This window comes from Bradyrhizobium sp. MI1.11 (genome assembly GCF_055811255.1).
This window is the reverse complement of sequence record NZ_JBVVPM010000045.1, coordinates 1-19,109: the sequence shown is the minus strand read 5'-3', so window position 1 is coordinate 19,109 and position 19,109 is coordinate 1. Positions and strand designations below refer to the sequence as shown.

At 60.2% G+C, this 19,109-nt stretch carries 16 protein-coding genes and 2 pseudogenes; 12 read left to right on the top strand and 6 right to left on the bottom strand.

What is annotated here, in order from left to right:
- Window positions 1-30: 30 nt before the first annotated feature.
- A complete protein-coding gene (locus tag AC0L30_RS31910) occupies window positions 31-708 on the bottom strand; it encodes a Crp/Fnr family transcriptional regulator (RefSeq protein ID WP_035995649.1) in 678 nt (225 codons plus the stop codon).
- Between the two features lie 332 nt (window positions 709-1,040).
- Here AC0L30_RS31910 and AC0L30_RS31905 point away from each other — a divergent pair, with 332 nt between their 5' ends.
- The 6 genes from AC0L30_RS31905 to AC0L30_RS31880 all read left to right on the top strand — a co-directional run bounded on the left by AC0L30_RS31905 (window position 1,041) and on the right by AC0L30_RS31880 (window position 8,285).
- Window positions 1,041-1,862, top strand: coding sequence for an ABC transporter ATP-binding protein (locus AC0L30_RS31905; RefSeq protein WP_007601963.1), 822 nt, complete (start codon window positions 1,041-1,043; stop codon window positions 1,860-1,862).
- A complete protein-coding gene (locus AC0L30_RS31900; RefSeq protein ID WP_007601962.1) occupies window positions 1,859-3,790 on the top strand; it encodes a long-chain fatty acid--CoA ligase in 1,932 nt (643 codons plus the stop codon). Before AC0L30_RS31905 ends, AC0L30_RS31900 begins: the two co-directional genes overlap by 4 nt.
- Before the next feature lie 223 nt (window positions 3,791-4,013).
- A complete protein-coding gene (locus tag AC0L30_RS31895; protein ID WP_007601961.1) occupies window positions 4,014-4,907 on the top strand; it encodes a branched-chain amino acid ABC transporter permease in 894 nt (297 codons plus the stop codon).
- A gap of 3 nt (window positions 4,908-4,910) precedes the next feature.
- Window positions 4,911-5,984, top strand: coding sequence for a branched-chain amino acid ABC transporter permease (locus AC0L30_RS31890; RefSeq protein WP_354202096.1), 1,074 nt, complete (start codon window positions 4,911-4,913; stop codon window positions 5,982-5,984).
- Between the two features lie 46 nt (window positions 5,985-6,030).
- Complete coding sequence (locus AC0L30_RS31885; protein ID WP_007601959.1) at window positions 6,031-7,314, top strand: ABC transporter substrate-binding protein; 1,284 nt, start codon at window positions 6,031-6,033, stop codon at window positions 7,312-7,314.
- 131 nt (window positions 7,315-7,445) lie between these two features.
- A complete protein-coding gene (locus AC0L30_RS31880) occupies window positions 7,446-8,285 on the top strand; it encodes an ABC transporter ATP-binding protein (protein ID WP_007601958.1) in 840 nt (279 codons plus the stop codon).
- Here the strand turns inward: AC0L30_RS31880 and AC0L30_RS31875 are convergent.
- Window positions 8,282-9,436: an AGE family epimerase/isomerase gene (locus AC0L30_RS31875; protein ID WP_007601957.1), complete on the bottom strand. Its 1,155-nt coding sequence runs from the start codon at window positions 9,434-9,436 to the stop codon at window positions 8,282-8,284. The genes AC0L30_RS31880 and AC0L30_RS31875 overlap by 4 nt on opposite strands.
- Before the next feature lie 86 nt (window positions 9,437-9,522).
- Between AC0L30_RS31875 and AC0L30_RS31870 the strand changes: the two genes are divergently transcribed.
- Window positions 9,523-10,746 carry a phenylacetate--CoA ligase family protein gene (locus AC0L30_RS31870; RefSeq protein ID WP_007601956.1) on the top strand — a complete coding sequence of 408 codons (1,224 nt, stop codon included), beginning with the start codon at window positions 9,523-9,525 and terminating at the stop codon, window positions 10,744-10,746.
- Window positions 10,747-11,275: 529 nt separating this feature from the next.
- Here AC0L30_RS31870 and AC0L30_RS31865 read toward each other — a convergent pair.
- Window positions 11,276-11,503 carry a hypothetical protein gene (locus AC0L30_RS31865; protein ID WP_245286039.1) on the bottom strand — a complete coding sequence of 76 codons (228 nt, stop codon included), beginning with the start codon at window positions 11,501-11,503 and terminating at the stop codon, window positions 11,276-11,278.
- A gap of 425 nt (window positions 11,504-11,928) precedes the next feature.
- On the opposite strand from AC0L30_RS31865, the gene AC0L30_RS31860 reads away from it, so the two are divergent.
- On the top strand, window positions 11,929-12,066 hold the full coding sequence (locus tag AC0L30_RS31860) for a hypothetical protein (RefSeq protein WP_007601953.1): 138 nt from the start codon (window positions 11,929-11,931) through the stop codon (window positions 12,064-12,066).
- Window positions 12,067-12,856: 790 nt separating this feature from the next.
- On the opposite strand, the gene AC0L30_RS31855 is transcribed toward AC0L30_RS31860, so the two are convergent.
- Window positions 12,857-13,417 (bottom strand): D-glycero-alpha-D-manno-heptose-1,7-bisphosphate 7-phosphatase, encoded by a 561-nt coding sequence (locus AC0L30_RS31855; protein ID WP_007601951.1) that lies wholly within the window; start codon window positions 13,415-13,417, stop codon window positions 12,857-12,859.
- 3 nt (window positions 13,418-13,420) lie between these two features.
- Complete coding sequence (locus AC0L30_RS31850; protein ID WP_256375812.1) at window positions 13,421-13,549, bottom strand: hypothetical protein; 129 nt, start codon at window positions 13,547-13,549, stop codon at window positions 13,421-13,423.
- 231 nt (window positions 13,550-13,780) lie between these two features.
- Here AC0L30_RS31850 and AC0L30_RS31845 point away from each other — a divergent pair, with 231 nt between their 5' ends.
- Both AC0L30_RS31845 and AC0L30_RS31840 read left to right on the top strand, forming a co-directional pair.
- Window positions 13,781-15,238: an IS4 family transposase gene (locus tag AC0L30_RS31845; RefSeq protein WP_473406043.1), complete on the top strand. Its 1,458-nt coding sequence runs from the start codon at window positions 13,781-13,783 to the stop codon at window positions 15,236-15,238.
- A gap of 605 nt (window positions 15,239-15,843) precedes the next feature.
- Window positions 15,844-16,084, top strand: a pseudogene (locus AC0L30_RS31840) (integrase core domain-containing protein); the annotation flags it as partial.
- 82 nt (window positions 16,085-16,166) lie between these two features.
- On the opposite strand, the gene AC0L30_RS31835 reads toward AC0L30_RS31840, so the two are convergent.
- The gene (locus tag AC0L30_RS31835; RefSeq protein WP_007601948.1) at window positions 16,167-16,637 is read right to left on the bottom strand and encodes a GtrA family protein; all 471 of its coding nucleotides are present in this window, start codon (window positions 16,635-16,637) and stop codon (window positions 16,167-16,169) included.
- A 461-nt stretch (window positions 16,638-17,098) separates the two neighbouring features.
- On the opposite strand from AC0L30_RS31835, the pseudogene AC0L30_RS31830 reads away from it, so the two are divergent.
- Window positions 17,099-17,517: pseudogene (locus AC0L30_RS31830) on the top strand (phenylacetate--CoA ligase family protein); the annotation flags it as partial.
- A gap of 181 nt (window positions 17,518-17,698) precedes the next feature.
- The gene (locus AC0L30_RS31825; RefSeq protein ID WP_473406042.1) at window positions 17,699-19,054 is read left to right on the top strand and encodes a hypothetical protein; all 1,356 of its coding nucleotides are present in this window, start codon (window positions 17,699-17,701) and stop codon (window positions 19,052-19,054) included.
- Window positions 19,055-19,109: the final 55 nt, after the last annotated feature.

The following is a 19,109-nucleotide window of genomic DNA, read 5'->3' as shown; positions in this document are numbered from 1 at the left end:
CAAGCGGTGATAGCGGCCGCGAACGCGGCTTCACTCCTCCCCGTATCCCCTTAGCCGCTCGATATCCAAAATGGTCACGCCGCCGTACTCCAGCCGCAGCAGCCCCTCTTTCTCCAGCCGGTTCAGCGCGCGGTTGGCATTCTGGCGGGACATGCCGGAAAGCGCGCCGATCTCTTCCTGGGTGATCTCCAGATGCGCGGTGGATTCCGGATAGAGGATCGGATTGAACAGCGAGGCGATGCTGCGGGCAAGCCGCGCGGTGGCATCCAGCGTGCGGTTGACCTCGAGCATGCCGATGAACTGGCCGAGCCGCTCGTTGAGCTGGCGGACCAGGAAACGATTGAAGCCGACGCTGTTCTCGAACAGCCACATGAAGGCGCTGCGCTCCATTAGCGCGACGCGACTGTCGCGAAGCGCGACGACGTCATAGCGGCGCGGCTCGTTCTTGAGCACGCTGCCCTCGCCGAACCAGGCCCCTGCCGTCAGCCCGGCAAGACTCGTCTCCTTGCCGTCGCGCGAGACCCCGCCCATCCGGGCAAGCCCAAAGACCATGCCGGCCCAATAGTCGAACGTGTCGCCGCGCATGAAAACGGTCTCGCCCGTGCCGTAGGACCGCTCCGTGATCCCGGTACGAGCGACCTCGATCTCCGCTGGCGTGAGCTCGCGCGACCAGGCAGCGACGCGCTTCAGTTGATCCTCTGAAATCATGATCCCGAAGCCAGCCGCACCGTTCGTCACTCCTGTTCTGCTGCAACGCAGCATGACCGTTTCGACCACCATCCAACGAAAGATGGATGATCCCCCCATCCAAAAACTTTGTCGCAGAATTGTCAGGCGGGAGACATTTCAAAATAGCGCTTTCCCCTATTGAGGACCACCTCGGGCGATGCGGCTTTTGATCCCAAACGGGAAGGGAGCGGCGCGGCTCCGGTCGAGACCATCTGCTGCATGGCCTCACCGGCACGGTCGTACTAGGATCGCACGACAGAAACGGACGAAGAGCGCCACTGAAAGCGCCATCACCGGGAGGGATCTGTTTGGTGGCTACCAGTCTTGAAGTGCGCGGCGTGTCCTTGCGATTCGGCGGCGTTCGTGCGCTGACCGATGTCGGCTTCGCCATCAGGGAAGGCGAGCTGTTCTCGATCATCGGCCCCAACGGCGCCGGCAAGACCTCGATCGTGAACTGTATTTCCGGCCGCTACAAGCCGACCGAAGGCCAGTTGTTCTACCAGGGCCGCGACATCACCGGCCTGACGCCCAACGCGCGCGCTTCGCTCGGCATCGGCCGCACCTTCCAGAACCTGGCGCTGTTCCACCATATGAGCGTGCTCGACAACATCATGGTCGGCCGCCATCACCTCCTGAAGAACAATTTTCTCACGGGCTCGCTGTACTGGCTCACCGGCGCGCGCAAGGAAGAGCTCGAGCACCGCCGCAAGGTAGAAGAAATCATTGATTTCCTCGACCTCCAGTCGGTGCGAAAGGCGCCGGCCGGCACCCTCTCCTACGGCTTGCGCAAGCGCGTCGAGCTCGCCCGCGCCATGGCGCTGGAGCCGCGCCTCATTCTCCTCGACGAGCCGATGGCCGGCATGAACTTCGAGGAGAAGGAGGACATGGCCCGGTACATCGTCGATCTCAACGAGGAGTTCGGCATGACCGTGGTGATGATCGAGCACGACATGGGCGTGGTGATGGACATCTCCCACCGCGTCATGGTGCTTGATTTCGGCCGCAAGATCGCCGAGGGCGATCCGGCCGCCGTGCTCGCCGATCCCCACGTCAGGCGCGCCTATCTCGGCGAAGAGGACGAGGTGCTGGTCGATCCTGACGATGCTCCGCCGGCGCAGGAGAGCGCGGCATGATGGATTACGCAGGCCGCGTCGCCCAGGCCGACACCTATCCGAAAATGCTCCGGCTCAATGCGAAGGAGTACGGCAACGAGATCGCACTCCGGGAGAAGGATCTCGGGCTCTGGCGCCCGTTCACCTGGAACGCCTACCAGACGCGGGTGCGCGATTTCGCGCTCGGCCTCATCGAACTGGGCCTTGGGCGCCAAGACGTTATAGGCATCATCGGCGACAACCGGCCGGACTGGGTCGCGGCGGAAATCGCCACTCATGCGGTTGGAGGGTTGAGCCTCGGGCTCTACCGCGACGTGCTCGACGAAGAAGCTTCGTATCTCCTCAATTATGGCGAGGCGCAGCTCGTTTTCGCCGAGGACGAGGAGCAGGTCGACAAGCTGCTTACGCTGGCCGACCGCGTCCCAAAGCTGAAGCACATCATCTATTCCGATCCGCGCGGCATGCGGAAATACGACGATCCGCGCTTGATGTCAGCGGAGACGTTTGCCGAACTCGGCCGGGCGCGGGCTACGCGCGAGCCGGAACTTTACGACCGGCTGGTGGACACGACCAAGGGCGAGGACGTCGCGATCCTCTGCACGACATCAGGCACCACCTCGCATCCAAAGCTCGCGATGCTCGCGGCCGGCCGCGTGCTCGGCCACTGCGCGACCTATCTCGCTTTCGATCCGAAAGGGCCGGACGACGAATACGTGTCGGTGCTGCCGCTGCCCTGGATCATGGAACAGGTCTATGTACTCGGCAAAGGTCTCTTGTGCCGGATGAAGATCAACTTCGTCGAGGAGCCCGAGACCATGATGAACGATCTGCGCGAGATCGCGCCGACGTTTGTCCTGTTTGCACCGCGCGTTTGGGAATCGATTGCCGCCGACGTCCGCGCCAGGGTGATGGACGCAACGCCGTTCAAGCAGCGCCTGTTCGACATCGGCATGAAGAGCGGACTTGCCGCGCTCGAACAGGGCGAGCGTTCCGGCTTCGCCGACGCGATCCTGTTCCGCGCGTTGCGCGACCGCCTCGGCTTCACCCGCCTGCGTTCGGCCGCAACCGGCGGCGCGGCACTTGGGCCCGAGACCTTCAAGTTCTTCCAGGCCATGGGCGTGCCGCTGCGCACGCTCTACGGCCAGACCGAGCTACTGGGGGCCTACACGCTGCATCCCGCGGGCAAGGTCGATCCCGACACGACGGGCGTGCCGATGGCCGACAGCGTCGAAATCCGCATCGACAATGCCGACGTCCACGGCGTCGGCGAGATCGTGGTGCGGCATCCCAACATGTTCCTCGGCTACTACAAGAACCCGGAGGCGAGCGTTGCCGACATCAAGGACGGCTGGATGCTGTCGGGCGACGCCGGCTATTTCAACGACGACAAGCAGCTCGTGGTGATCGACCGCATCAAAGACCTCGCCGAGACCTCGCGCGGCGAGCGCTTCTCGCCGCAATTCATCGAGAACAAGCTGAAGTTCTCCCCCTATATCGCCGAAGCCGTGGTGCTGGGCTCGGGACGCGACGCGCTCGCCGCAATGATCTGCATTCGCTACTCCATCATCTCCAAATGGGCGGAGAAGAACCGGCTCTCGTTTACGACCTACAGTGACCTGGCCTCGCGGCCCGAGGTCTACGCACTACTCCGCAAGGAGGTTGAGACCGTCAACGCCACGCTGCCGCCGGCGCAGCGCATCTCGCGCTTCCTGTTGCTCTACAAGGAGCTCGACGCCGACGACGGCGAGCTCACCCGCACGCGGAAAGTGCGCCGCAGCGTCATCAACGAGAAATACGAAGGCATCATCGACGCGATCTACGGCGGCCAGGCCGAGATCCCCGTGGACACCGTGATCCGGTTCCAGGACGGCACCACGCAAAGGGTGCGGACGACGCTGCGAGTGGTGGATTTGGGCGGACCGGGGCATTTGGCGGAGGCCGCGGAGTGAACACGCTTTCAAACGAGCGCACGCTGCCAGTCGATGCGCCCCATCCCCTTGTGGGAGAGGGCATCTCCGCCGTCAGCGAAGACCCCACTCGGGTGAGGGGTCCTGTCTCCGCACCGTCGCTGCGGAGACAACCCCTCATCCGGCTTCGCTTCGCGAAGCCACCCTCTTCCGCAAGGGGAGACGGTGCACCGTTATCGCTTCTGCATTTTACGCGGACATCGGCATGAACACCGCCTTCCTCATCCAGCTTCTGGTCAATGGCCTCGTGGTCGGCACGCTCTATGGCGTGGTCGCGATGTCGTTCGTGCTGATCTACAAGGCCTCGCAGGTCGTCAATTTCGCGCAGGGCGAGCTCTTGCTGGTCGGCGCCTGGGTGTGCTGGACCTTGCTCGCGAAATACCAGGTGCCGTTCTGGATCGGCATGCCGTTGACGCTGGTGTTCATGTTCGTGTTCGGCATCGCGGTGCAGGTCCTGATCCTGCGACCGATGATCGGCGAACCCATCATCTCGGTCATCATGGTGACGATCGGCCTCTCCACCGTGCTGCAGGCCACGCTGAAATGGATGTTCGGCGTCAATCCGCAGCCGTTCCCGCGCGTGTTCGAGAGCCAGTCCGTCAGCCTGCTCGGGCTCCAGATCCAGACCGTCTATGTCATGAGCCTCGTCGTCTCGATCGCGATGATGATTGGCATGGCCTGGTTCTTCCGCGCGTCAAAGTACGGCCTTGCGATGCGCGCCACTGCGTTCAACCAACAGGTCGCGCAATCGCTCGGCATTTCCGTGAAAAGCGTGTTCGCGATGGCCTGGGCGATCTCCGCAACGGTGTCGGCGGTTGCAGGCGTCGTGGTCGCGGTCGTGAACGGCGTATCCTCGGGCCTTGCCGCCTATGGGATCAAAGTGTTTCCGGCTGCGATCCTCGGCGGGCTCGATTCCGTCGGCGGTGCCGTGCTCGGCGGCATCATCATCGGATTACTCGAGAACATCGCGCAATATGTCGACAGCGAATACCTTCACTGGGGCAATCTCTACGAGATCGCGCCGTTCTACGTCCTCATCATCGTGCTGATGATCAAGCCCTACGGCCTGTTCGGCACCCACGACATCGAACGGATCTGACCCATGGCCGGCCCCGCCCTCATCCCTGCTGGTGATTTCCGCACCTCTTACGCGGCTGACACCACGATCTTCCCGACCGCGACCAGCCGCAACTTTGCGATCGTCGGCGTGGTGCTGCTCTGCCTCGTGCCGCAATTCCTTGGTGGATACTGGCTCAGCATCCTGATCCAGATCGGCATCTTCTCGATCGCCGCGCTTGGCCTCAACATCCTGGTCGGCTTCACAGGCCAAATTTCGATTGGCCATGCCGCGTTCTTCCTGCTCGGCGCCTTCACGTCTGCCTACATCTCGAACAGCACATCGATCCCGGTGTTCTTCGCGATACCCCTCGCGGGCGTCGTCACTGCGCTGATCGGGCTGATCTTCGGCATCCCGGCGGCGCGGCTGAAGGGGCTCTACCTCGTGATCGCCACGCTCGCCGCGCAATATATCCTGCTCGACTTCTTCTCCCGCGCGGAGTGGTTCACCGGCGGCTCGGTGCCGGCCAGCGCCAATCCGTTCTCGATCTTCGGCTACACGCTGCGCGGCGACAGGCAATATTTCTACGTCGTACTCGCCTACGTAGTTGCAAGCTACGTTCTCGTCACCAATCTGATGCGCACGCGCGATGGCCGCGCGCTGGTGGCGATCCGCGACCATTATCTCTCCGCGGAGATCATGGGCATCAATCTCACCAAGTACCGCACGCTGTCATTTGGGCTCGCGGCGTTCTTCGCCGGCATCGCCGGCGCGCTCTATGCGCACTACCAGCTCGTGGTGTCGCAAGAGGGTTTCGGCATCGAACGTTCGATCCTGTTCCTCGCCATGATCATCATCGGCGGCACCGGTTCGATCATGGGCACGCTGATGGGCACTGCGTTCGTGGTGCTGCTGCCCGAGACGATGGAGTTCCTCAGCGTGACGTTGAAGGGCGGCGCGATCGACAAGGCGCTGTCGCTCAACAACAACATCACCTTCCTGCGCGAGATCGCGATCGGGGTGATCATCATCGCGTTCCTGATGTTCGAGCCCGACGGGCTCGCCCATCGCTGGCGACAGATCAAGGCGTATTGGAAACTCTACCCGTTCTCCCATTGAGCGCGGGCAACTCTCTAACCAACAAATAAACAGGAGGAGGCAACCAATGAAGACAAAATCCTTTTTGAGCACCGCATCGCTTGCACTGGCGATCGCCGCATTCTCGTCAGGCGCGCAGGCGCAGATCGCAATCGGGCATCTCGCCGATTATTCCGGCGGCACGTCCGATGTCGGCACGCCCTACGGCCAGGCCGTCGCCGACACCTTCGCCTGGGTCAACAAGAACGGTGGCGTCGGCGGCAAGCAGCTTAACGTCGACACCAACGACTATGGCTACCAGGTGCCGCGCGCCATCGCGCTCTACAAGAAGTGGTCGGCGCCGGACTCCAAGGTCGCGGCGATCATGGGCTGGGGTACGGCAGACACCGAAGCGCTGACCGGCTTCCTCGCACAAGATAAAATCCCCGATCTCTCCGGCTCCTACGCCGCCGCCCTCACCGATCCCGAAGGCGTCAGCGGCAAGGCCAAGCCCGCGCCTTATAATTTCTTCTATGGTCCGAGCTATTCGGACTCGCTGCGCGCGATGCTGATGTGGGCAGCCGAAGACTGGAAGGCCAAGGGCAAGTCCGGCAAGCCGAAATTCGTCCACATGGGGGCCAACCACCCGTACCCGAACGCGCCGAAGGCCGCCGGCGAAGCCATGGCGCAGGAGCTCGGCTTCGAGGTGCTGCCGCCGCTGGTGTTCGCGCTCGCGCCGGGTGACTACAGCGCGCAGTGCCTGAGCCTGAAATCCTCGGGCGCCAACTACGCCTATCTCGGCAACACCGCCGCGTCCAACATCTCGGTGATGAAGGCCTGCAAGACCGCCGGAGTCGACATCCAGTTCATGGGCAATGTCTGGGGCATGGACGAGAACGCCGCCAAGACCGCGGGCGATGCCGCCGACGGCGTGATCTTCCCGCTGCGCACCGCGGTGAGCTGGGGCGGCGATGCGCCCGGCATGAAGACGGTGATGGAGATCTCCAAGATGTCCGATCCCACCGGCAAGGTCTATCGCCCGGTGCACTACATCGCGGCGGTCTGCTCGGCGCTCTACATGAAGGAGGCGATCGATTGGGCCGCCAAGAACGGCGGCGCCACCGGCGAGAACGTCGCCAAGGGCTTCTACCAGAAGAAGGACTGGGTGCCGGCCGGCATGGAAGGCGTCTGCAATCCCTCGACCTGGACCGACAAGGACCACCGCGGCACGCTGAAGGTCGACCTCTACCGCACCAAGATTGCGGGCGCGACCGACGGCGACCTCAACGACCTCATGGCCAAGGGCGCGATCAAGCTCGAGAAGGTCAAGACCGTCGAGCTGCCGCGCAAGCCGGAATTGCTGGGCTGGTGAGCATGTAGCCAGTTCGTCGTTCCGGTGCGATGCGCACCATCGAACCCGGAACCTCGAGATTCCGGGTTCGGTCTTGCGGACCGCCCGGAAGACTGGAGGAAACTGCGACGACATCGAGAGAGTAACTGACCATGAGTGAAGCGGCTCACATCGAGCGCCCCTCGCCGACCGTGGTACCCGCGCCGCCTCTCCTTGGCGTGCGCAACATCGAGGTCGTATATGACGACGTCATCCTGGTGCTGCGCGGCCTCAGTCTCGACGTGCCCAAGGGCGCGATCGTGGCGCTGCTCGGCGCAAACGGCGCCGGCAAGTCGACGACGCTGAAGGCGATCTCCGGGCTGCTCAAGACCGAGGACGGCGAAGTCACGCGCGGCGAGATCCTGTTCGAGGGCGAGCGCATCAACGGCGTCGATCCCGACAAGATCGTCCGCCGCGGCATCTTCCAGGTAATGGAGGGCCGGCGCATCGTGGCCGACATGACCTCGCTGGAAAACCTCAAGCTCGGCGCCTTCACTCGCAGGGACCGCGAGGTCGGCGCCGATCTCGATATGGTCTTCAACTATTTCCCGCGCCTGAAGGAGCGCACCGGGTTGGCCGGTTATCTCTCCGGCGGCGAGCAGCAGATGCTCGCGATCGGCCGCGCGCTGATGGCGCGCCCGAAGATGATCCTGATGGACGAACCCTCGATGGGTCTGTCGCCGCTGCTGGTCAAAGAGGTGTTCTCGATCATCCAGAAGATCAACCGTGACCTCGGCGTCACCATTCTCCTGGTCGAGCAGAACGCCCGCGCTGCGCTGTCGGTGGCAAGCCACGGCTACATCATGGAGCAGGGCAAGGTCGTGCTCGACGGCACCGCGGACGAATTGCGCGACAACGAGGACGTCAAGGAATTCTACCTCGGCGGCGCCGGCGACCAGCGCAAGAGCTTCAAGAACCTCAAGAGCTTCAAGCGGCGCAAGCGCTGGCTTTAACCTTCCAATACCTGTTCCGCTTCCGTGACTGCGCAGAGAACATGATAGAACGACGACGCAGGAATGGTGTCGATCAGCGATTTGCCGTCGCGGTCGAACTGGTCGTACCAGCCGCCCCGCACGGGATGGCTGAGATAATGCCGTTCGAGCCGCGCCAGCGCCACGCGCGCCTCGTCCGCCGCGCCCGCCTCGCCGGATTCGGCCTGCGCAATCCACGCCTTCGCAATCTCGGTCTGCGGCCACAGCCGGCGCGTGTTGCGGCGAATCTTGCCGGCGTCGTCACCCTCGTCGATCAGGCAGCCGGTGGCCTCGTCGCGATAGCGCAGCGCGGTTTCCAGCAGCTCCGCGCGCCGCTGTCCGGTCGGGCAGCCCGTGATGCGTTCGAACCCCTTCAGCAACCAGACCCATTCCGCCTGGTGGCCGGGCTCGACGCTGACCGGCGCGATCTTCGACCAGTCCTCTTCGAAATATTCGCCGAGCGCGCGCGTCCGCTTGTCGTAGAGATTGGCGAGGAACAGCGCGAAGAACTCGCCGGCACGGTTCTGGAACGACAAATCGTGGGTCGCGTCGAAGCACGCGATCATCGCCTCGAACAGATGCATATGCGGGTTCTGCCGGCGCGGCAGCGAGACCGGAAGGCCTTCGTGGACGCCGCCGTGCGGCGAGCGCAGATGGCCATCGAGGAAGGCGAGCAGCGCATCGATCTCGGCGCGAATTTGTGCGTCCTGGTCGAGCGCATAGACGGCCGCGAGCGCAAACAGGATGAAGGCGTGGTCGTAGGCGTCGCGCCGGCCGTCCAGCACCGCGCCCTCCGGCGTCAGCCGGTGCACGTAGCCGGGCCGGCCGTCGGGCGTCTTTGCTTTGGCGAGCAGATGCTCGAGCCCCTTCAGCGCGATGGCGCGCCCGTCAGGGTACCAGCCCATCTGCGCAGCCTTGGCGTAGCACCAGATCTGGCGGGCCTGCACGAACACCCGGCGCGGCGCGGTCACGTCCGCCGTGCCGTCGCGGTGCAGCCGATCGATGAAACCACCCGCGCCATGGTCCCAGCCGACTGTCGACCACAGCGGCAGCGCCTCGTCGATCGTGCGGCGCTTCAGGCGCGCGACGACGTCCGCCGCCTCGTCCGCCGCACTGATTCCCTCGTCCGCCATCGCGTCCTCTTCAAACCTCGCCAATGGCCGTCTGATACCCATGCCGGCGGCGGCACGCAACGGATGCCAACACGGAAAGATCAGCCATGACCGCCCATTACGACGCCCTCGAGACACGCGAGCAAGCCGCGCGCGAGGCCGATCTGTTCGCCCGCCTGCCCGGCGTGCTGCGCTCTGCGATGACCGCGCCCGCCTATGCTGATCGGCTGAAAGGCCTGGATCCGGCTGCCGTGACCTCCAGGGCGGCACTGGCGGGCCTCCCAGTGCTGCGCAAGTCGGAACTGCCGGCCCTGCACAAGGCCTCCACGCCCTTCGGAGGGTTCGTCGCGGCGGCGCCCGGCTCGTTCGCTCGCCTCTTCACCTCCCCCGGGCCAATTTTCGAGCCGGAGGGGCGACAGGCCGACCCTTGGCGCGGCGCACGGGCACTGTTCGCGGCCGAGTTCCGGCCCGACGACATCGTGCTCAACACCTTCAGCTACCATCTCACCCCCGGCGGCTTCATCTTCGATGCGTCGGCCCGCGCGCTCGGTTGCGCCGTAATCCCGGCCGGTCCAGGGAATACGGAGCAGCAATTCGAGCTGATCGAGGCCTACCGTCCCGTCGGCTACAGCGGCACGCCGGACTTCCTTAAGATCTTGCTCGATGCTGCCGCAAGCTCGGGCCGCGACGTCTCCTCGATCAAGCGCGCGCTGGTCTCGGGCGCAGCCTTCCCGCCCTCGCTCCAGGCCGAGATCAAGGCACGCGGCATCGAAGCCTACCAGGCCTTCGGCACCGCCGATCTCGGCATCATCGCCTTCGAGACCAGCGCGCGCGACGGCTTGGTCGTGAACGAGCATCTGATCATGGAGATCGTCAAGCCCGGGACCGGCGATGCAGTGGCGCCCGGCGACGTCGGCGAGATCGTCGTGACCTCGCTCGACCCGCACCATCCCTGGATCCGGCTCGCTCTCGGCGACCTCACCGCGGCACTGCCGGGCACCAGCCCCTGCGGGCGCACCAACATGCGCATCAAGGGCTGGATGGGCCGCGCCGACCAGACCACCAAGGTCAAGGGCATGTTCGTCCGCCCCGAGCAGGTCGCCGAGATCGGCAAGCGCCATTCCGCGCTCGGAAGATTACGCCTCGTCGTCACACGCCAAGGCGAGGCCGATGCAATGACGCTGAAAGCGGAGACGGCGGCCGCGAACGATGCGTTGCGCGAGGAGATTGCAGGCACTTTGCGCGCCGTGACGAAACTCGGAGGCGACGTTGAATTGGTGAGACCCGGCGCGCTGCCGAACGACGGCAAGGTGATCGCGGACGAGCGGTAGAGCTGATCGTCTCCTCATAAGTGCAGCAAACATCTGGATCTTCGCCGCAGGCATACCGTAGGGTCGTTACTTAATCAGCGGACGTCCGCTTGGGCCCCAAGAGCTGAGGGCAAACTTCCCATCGCTCAACTCGTGTCAACTACTCGCTTCACTTCGGGACCTGCGGTTGTCATCAACGACAGCGGTCACGCCATCGATGAAAGCTTGACACTCAGCGTGGGTCTTAAACGTGCCCTTGTACTTCCCGAATAGGAAGACGGTCCGGCCCTGACCCTTTCCGAAAAAGTATTGGCCGACGTGTCCGCCGCTTTCGTCTTTGAGCTCAATACTACCAAGGCCTTGCACTGACTTGAGGTCTGTTTCGGGTAGCTTGATCTCCACATCTGTCTCCGCGATTCAGGCCGGCTCCATGCTATCACGAACTGCGCGGACTCCGCACTTAGCGCCAGGATGGCTGGTCGCCTCTCAGGAGGGCTGGCGGTCTAAGGACCTGGTAGTGGCCACAGCGTCAACTCGCGGGTCTACCAGATCAGCGCTCCGCCGCGTTGCCGGCCAATTCCATCGCTAGATCCAGAGCTGCGACTCCAATTTGATCTGAAGAATTAGATTTGCAGCGCCGGTCCATCCAAGCAACAATCGCGGAGAAATCGCCGCCGCCGACAATGTCCCTTTCGGCACTCACGTTTAGCCCGCTGACGAAGCCCACGACCCAGGATTCAAAAGCTGCCTTTGCGACTAAGTTCTTCTTGCTATTCATCCAGGCGGTACAAGATTGCGAGGCAGCGCCCACGATCGTTGATTCGGCGTTCAGCTACGTCAAAAATAGCATCATCACAATGGCAAGCGCTCGTTTCATCTCTTCCTCGACCGAAAACGGCTACTTCCAAGGAGGCTTTATCTGTCATTGCTTATGCCAGCTTATCCGTCCCGTCGAGAGCTTACGTGTCCGCACTTTGCAGGCCGAGAACTCACCGCAATGCCGCGAGAAATCGCGGAGTCGAGCTTGGAACGGTGTGAGAAGGCTGCCCTCTCGCGGTACCGGCGGGGGCTCAGACACGCGAAGCGGAATCCCCGATCAGAACCAGAAGCTGGGTAGGACCACTGGCAGTGTAGGGGGTTTCAGGCCGGGGAGCGTCGCGCCGATTGGACGGGCTGCTAGTATTTCAAAGTCTTGGAGGCTACATGAACAACATTTTCCCATTGCTGGCTGTCGGGATCACCATCGGCCTGTTTGTACTCTACGCTGTGGTGCGGCAGAACTTACGTCTATTCCACCGCGCCGATGACGTTCCTCACTGGCCGGATTGGAGCCTGAGATAGACGATTGGCCGTAGAAGTGTCCCTCGCCATACGCAGGCGCATCGAAAAAACCGAATTTAGCTTGCGCCGTCGGGCAAAACAGTGGTTTATGGGGTGCTGGTCCAGTCGCAAATGGAGTCCAGCCAAATGTCCAAGAATGCAAGGCTTTGTCCGATCTGCCGGATAACCAAGCTTAACGGAAAAGCCGAAGGGACTACGGGAAGCTTCTCAGAGCTTTCTTGTATCTCCGTTCGATCAGCGCCGCCCGTCAACGGTGCTGGTTTTGGACCCGTTGCTTTCAGCCATTGCTCCGCGGCTGGCGTGGCTGGGGGAGCGGCGTGTATCGCTATGAGCTGCAGTTGACTAGCCGGAGAGCAATTGGCGGGTTAGGGCGCATGACTGTGCCGCACTCTCGCAGCCCTGGAAATCAAAAGGGTGCAACTGACGACCACAAATATCTCATTGGCTTTGGTTCCGCGCCCTCAATCATCGCCAAGATCAGAACTAACCTAAGAGCTCGCAGACGATCCTGGCGACTCCTAGCTTGAGCCAGATTTTGAAGTGCGTCTTCCATGTCCGTCCCTTGAAGACTTCCGCAAGGACTGCATCGAAGCTAGAACCAGCGGGCTCGTCCCAACGAGATAAGCCATGCCCCGACAGGCTTTGCGGTTCGACGCTGCGCTTGTTTGCGGCCCGGTAGTCCTCGCTGCGTTTGCGCGATTGGCTTCATTTGTCGTTTTGACGCCAACTTGCTTCCTTGATTTCTCTACTTAGCAAATCGAGCAATCCGTTTGCCGCGAAGACAACGACGTCAATCCTCGGTTCCGGCTCCTCCGCGATGCGACGGTGACTGATCCGGAGGATACGACCGATCCGTCAACAACGGGGCAATGAACGTATGGAGGTTTGATCCATCAAACAGATAGGCTGCTATTCCGGCCGGCTGCGCCGCAGCAAGGTCGCTCTGCTTGTCGCCAATCATGAAGCTAGCATCGATATCCACCGAGTACCGCTCAAGGAGGCCTCTGATCATCCCCGGCTGTGGCTTACGACAGTTGCAGAGGACACGGAAACGCTCAATCAGACCATCGGGGTGATGCGGGCAAAATTCGAACGCATCGATACGGGCACCAACAATAGCAAGTTCACGCGACATCCATTCGTGCAGATTGCGGACATGCCGCTCCTCGTAAAGCCCCCTCGCAATTCCTGATTGGTTGGTCACGACAAACGCGAGATACCCGGCGTCATTGACTGCTTTGACGGCCTGCTGGGCTCCTTCCACCCACCGGATCTTGCCCGGATCGAAAGCATAGCCATCGTCCTTATTGAGGACGCCATCACGATCGAAGAATACTGCCGGATAATTCAAATCTCACAGGCCCAAGTTGGAGGCGATACCCGCCGATCTTCCGACAATCACGACTTCATTCAACATGTCATGCGACTGAAGAACATCGTTCTCGGCGAGCGCGCCTTTTGCATCCAGGTCTTTGCTTTTCATGCGTGAATTGGCTTCCTTTTATCGGTTTATACCGGTCAGCCTCGTCTCGTCCTTGCCCTCAGCGCGTGAGAACAAGAGCCATTCCTGCCGCCAAAAACGTACGCATCCGGCGAAGCTTTCAATTACCCATAACGTTGACCACTCGGACTGATCCGCTGATCGGCGAAATCTTGAATCGAAAAAATCACTTGTGATTCCTTTCTGAGCACCTGATTCGCGAGGGGGTGCTCTATGGGGGTGATATTAAGGGATCGATCGGCAAAAGGCTGTTCGCGGTCCTTGGAAGGTGAATGTTGGATTGATCAAGAGAGTAGTGGATGCGACTTTAGGGAAGCGCGGCTCGGCGGCAGATTCCGCAAACTGCTCACGCAGATTGGAAGCGCCATGGGACAAAGCATTCCGCTCGTCTGCCAGGATTGGGCAAATACCAAGGCAGCCCATCGCTTCTTCTCCAATGAGCGGGTCAGCGAAGCGGACATTCTGGCCGGCCACTTCCAATCGACACGTGATCGTGCCGCCGCCGCTGAAAGTCTCGTTCTTGTGCTGCACGACACAACCGAGTTCAGCTATCAACGCGAGAAGTCAGAAGCGATCGGCATCACCAAGAGCATAAACAGTGGACGGGATAAGGCGGGCCGCCTCAGATCGCACACGGTTTGCGGCATCCTGATGCATTCGAGCCTCGCGGTTACAATCGAGGGGGTGCCGCTGGGGTTGGCGGCCGTTAAGTTCTGGACCCGGAAGAAATTCAAAGGGACGGCAGCGCTTAAAAAGAAGATCAATCCGACCCGGATTCCCATCGAGAAAAAGGAAAGCGTCCGGTGGTTGGAAAATCTCAAGCACTCTACGCAGCTCTTGGATCATCCGGGACGATGCATCCATATCGGTGATCGCGAGAGTGACATCTACGAGCTCTTCTGCGCAGCACAGGAGATCGGAACTCATTTCCTGATCAGGACCTGCGTCGACCGCTTGGCTGGAGATGGGGATCATACGATCGCCGACGAAATGGACGAAGTCGCCGTCAAAGGGCTGCATCGCATCGAAGTCAGAGATAGCAACGGCGATCCCGACCAGGCCGTTCTTGAGATCAGGTATCGCAAGATTCGCGTCCTGCCGCCGATCGGAAAGCAGAAGCGCTATCCCGCTCTGACCCTGACGGTGATCCATGCCGAAGAGCGCGGGACCCCGAAGAACAGAAAGAAGATCGATTGGAAGCTGATCACCGACCTGCCTGTTGGATCCCGCACCGACGCTATTGAGAAGCTCGAATGGTATGCTTTGAGATGGAAGATCGAGGTGTTCCACAAGATCCTCAAATCGGACTGCAAAGCTGAGGAGTCGAAGCTCAGGACCGCCCAGCGTCTGACCAATCTGATCGCGCTCTTTTGCATCCTGAGTTGGCGGGTCTTCTGGATGACGATGCTCAACCGTTCCGCCCCAGACGCGCCGCCAACCCTCGCGTTGACTGCGACTGAAATCGGCGTGCTCGATCGCCTCGTCAACGACAAACCAAAAGGAAGACAGAAAACGCTCTCGCACTATCTCATCAAGATCGCCCGGCTCGGCGGTTATCTCGCCCGCGCCAGCGATCCGCCGCCCGGCAATACCGTTATGTGGCGCGGGCTGTCACGCCTCACTGACATCGCGCTGGGCGCCATGGTCGGAGGAGAATTTGTTGGTAATTGAAAGCTTCACCGGAAGCATACCCAAAAACGAGCAAGATTGTTGCTGCAGAAAGAACTGGCCTTCATCCGCGATTGGAGCGTTCTGATTCGACCGGGGGCGCCACCTTCGATCGTAGCGCCGGTATCTAGCCTCGCGGACGCGGGGCTTGCGGCAGTGCGGCATGTGTCGCCGCTTGTTTTTGCGTAGGAGATATCGGTGACAACAGTTCAAAGAAACGGCGCCGATGCGCCCAATCACCTCATCAGGTTCAATCCCAATGACCGCCGCTTTGGCAAGAGAAACGCGGAGAGGTCGCACCAGAAGATCTCCCGGATAATCTCATCGTCCAGGTCGGCACGGTAACGGAGGTCCTCAATCGCAACTGGTACCAGCGCTCAACAGGATAAACCATCTCGGACATCCAGAACCGCATTCGGCATACGTGCACAATTGGATGGCGGGAAGCTTTGTGGACCAGCATCTTGCGCCCAACTACTTCAACGTGATCAAATCTCTCTGCGGAAACATGGACGACATTTGAGCGCGTGGGAACGATGCTTGCTGGAATAGGCGGTCCGCCGAGGTCTGAGCGGTCTACATTGCGATGCATCGAGTCAGATGCGGATAAATCCATGCAGAACGGCTTCATCGAGAGCTTCAACGGCCTGCTGCGGCATGAATTGTTGAACGAGGCGCTGTTCACGTCACTGGTCCAGGTCCCCGTCACGCTTGGATGCTGGCGGGCCGATTACAACAACGCACGACTGCACTCGCAGTTCGGGTGAAGACCCGTCGGAGTTCGCCTTCACCTGTCATCCGCGCCGGGATCTGGTGCTGCGCTGTGCCGAAGGCTCCGCGCCAGCTCCCGTCGCTCCCATCCCGCCAACCGGGCAAATCCAACGACCGGGGCGAACTCAGAATTGGATAAAGCTTGGTGGCAAGGTCAAGATTAATCGCCTCCGCACGAGATCGGCTGGATCCGTCCTATTTCAGGTTCAGAGTTCTTGAACACGAGGAAATGTGAGATACAAAAATTTGCTCCGAACGCCGCGATAATTGAGGCGAGCTTCGCACTGGGAACATTGGAATACTGCGAGAGCACGACCAGCACCGTTGTTGCAGCTGTCAAGCCGAGGATGCCGGACGACGCAAAGCGAAGATACTGTCCAAGATTCAAAACTCCGCCGGTCTCACGCCCGAAGGTGATCTTGCTATTCATCGCGTAAGAGCCTGTGACGGCAATTAGCCATGCAACAATATTCGACAAGATCAGCGGCAGATGGAGGACATGAAAGGCTGCCGTGAAAGCGCCGACGTCAACCGCGACGTTCACAACCCCAATCGAGGCAAAGCTGAAAAGCTTGGCCAGCACGGTGCGGCGATGCCAAGTGTCGGCGATCTTGAGCAGGATGGGCTCCATTTGCGGACTGTTACCAATTTTCTTCTACTTCGTCCCGCCTTCCAGGGCCGCGGCGGCGCACAATCCTTGGAGGTGAGGATTTCGTGCAACAGCTCGGTCTGGCTCAAGCCAAGGAGAAAGCTGATCGATGCCTGGCAGGATCTGGTTACGCAAGCTTTGCACTCTGACGCGCCGTGCAGCCGCCCGGAGGAGATCAAAATCACGCGTGCCATCAACAGTGCCTTCGTTGAAAATTCATCGCGGCAGAATTGTGGGTTAGCGTCGGCCGATGGGTCAACCTTCGTTTCTGCAAAGCATTGGACTTGTCGCTGCAACTGCGAGAGTGATATCCGGAATCGAATATTGACTGAGCCATCGCAAGTCACCGAAGTCGTGCGGCGAGGAATTTACGTCCAGATGGCACAGCATCACGGCCAACCTTCACGGCCGGTATTTTGAAGGAGCATGAGGGCCGACGTTTCGGTCGCCGATTCGTCACCTCACTCGCCCCGCATCACCCCTGGATCGGCTTGCGCTCGGCGATCTAACGACAGCTCTGTCCGGGACTAGCCCGTGCGGGGCGCACCAACATGCGCATCAAGGGCTGGATGGCCGCGCCGACCAGACCACCAAGGTCTAGGGCATGTTCGTATGTCCTGAACAGATCGCCGAGATCGGCAAGCGCCATCCCGAACTCGGACGGCTGCGCCTCCTGGTCACGCGGGCCGGCGAGAGCGACCTGATGACGCTGAAGGCGGAAACAGCATTTCCGAGTTCGCCACTTCGAGATGATCTTGCCGCGACGTAGCGCGCCGTGACAAAGCTCGGCGGAAGTGCCGAATTGGTCGGCACTGGGTCTGTGCCAAACGACGGGAAGGTAATATTGGATGAACGTACCTAGCCCACTACTCGCCAAGTCCTAGGTTTGGTTTCAAATTTTCCGCCCGAGCCTTGACTATCGCCCGCGCTCGACCCACAACGGCGACTCTCCGTGCAACACGCAAATGAGATTCTCGGATTAGCGCATTTCATATCATATTCTGGCCGACTTGTATCTGGCTGGTGAACCTCCGAGCCCGACCGTGATTAGTACACCTTATCAAAGCTCCTACAAAACTGGATGGGACGGTAAACCAGAGCATGAGGCTCTCATACCATTACTTTGCACGGGCTTGTTGGCCGTTCTTTTGGCACGTACCGCGTGGCAAGCCGATGATGCGTATGCTGCTTGGCGGTTGGTAGACAATTTTGTAAACGGAAACGGACTGCGTTACAATTTGGACGAGCGCGTCCAGACGTTTACTTCAACTCTATGGACCTTTTTGGTAGCAACCGTTTATTATTTTACAGGGAATATTTATTACACTTCGATTTTTTTGTCGATAACGCTGACACTTATGGCCGTTGCGGCCATCGCTTTTCCGCACAGAAGGCACATTGCGGCAGTTCTCGTCTGCTATATCACTTTGGGGATGTCCGTCGCGTTTACGGATTTTGCTGCCGCAGGCTTCGAAAATCCGCTTAGCTATTTTCTGTTAGCTGGGTTTAGCTATCTTTTTTTCAATGCCGACTTAAACCAACGCGGATCCTTCCGACTGTTTTGTGCTTTGGCTGCACTTGCCGCGCTCAATCGTTTGGACACGCCAGCGTTCTATATACCACCGATTCTCTACGTGCTCAGCGTCTCCAAGCTGCCTTCGCGCGAAAAATTCCTTGGTGTCTCCATTCTGCTCGCGCCGGTTCTGCTGTGGCACTGTTTTGCTCTGTTCTACTTTGGATTTCCTCTTCAGAACGCGGCGTATGCCAAGCGATTCAACAATCTTCCCTTGCTGGAGTACGTCAAAGCAGGAATCGACTACTACTTGAATTCCATAAATCGAGATCCCGTAACGCTCACAGTAATCTTTTCTGCCCTTGCACTGGCTGCATTTTCTGCTGGAGTTAGATTAAGAGTGTTTAGCTTTGGGATTTTTGCCTATCTATTGTATGTTGTGTTCATAGGGGGGGATTACATGAGCGGGCGCTTTTTTAGCGTGCCCCTTTTTGCATCAGTTATCCTTCTACTAAATTCACGGGTTCTAAACGATCTGCCTGTGGCTGTTTCGACTGCAGGTCTGATCATTGTAATGGGGCTACTGTCCCCACACGCACCGTTCCTGAATGACCGCCTCTTTGGGCAATTGCGGGGACTCAGCCCTACATCCGAATGGGAACAGAGAGGAATAGCGGACGAACGCGCGAGTTGGTATCAACACTCTGGTCTCCTGCTGGCAAGTCGCTTTGCACCTATGCCGCGCGAAACGCCCGAGTGGCCCTTTCGTAAAGCTATCGCTGAGTTCGAACAAAGTGCGGAGCAACAAACCTGCGTAGGAATGATAATGCCAACCGGCTACTTTGGGTTTTACGTCGCCAAGAAGTCGTCCGTGAAGAGCGGCTAAGCGATTGAGCTAGGATCGCATTTGACTTTGTGGACTGTTTTTGGAATGCAGGATT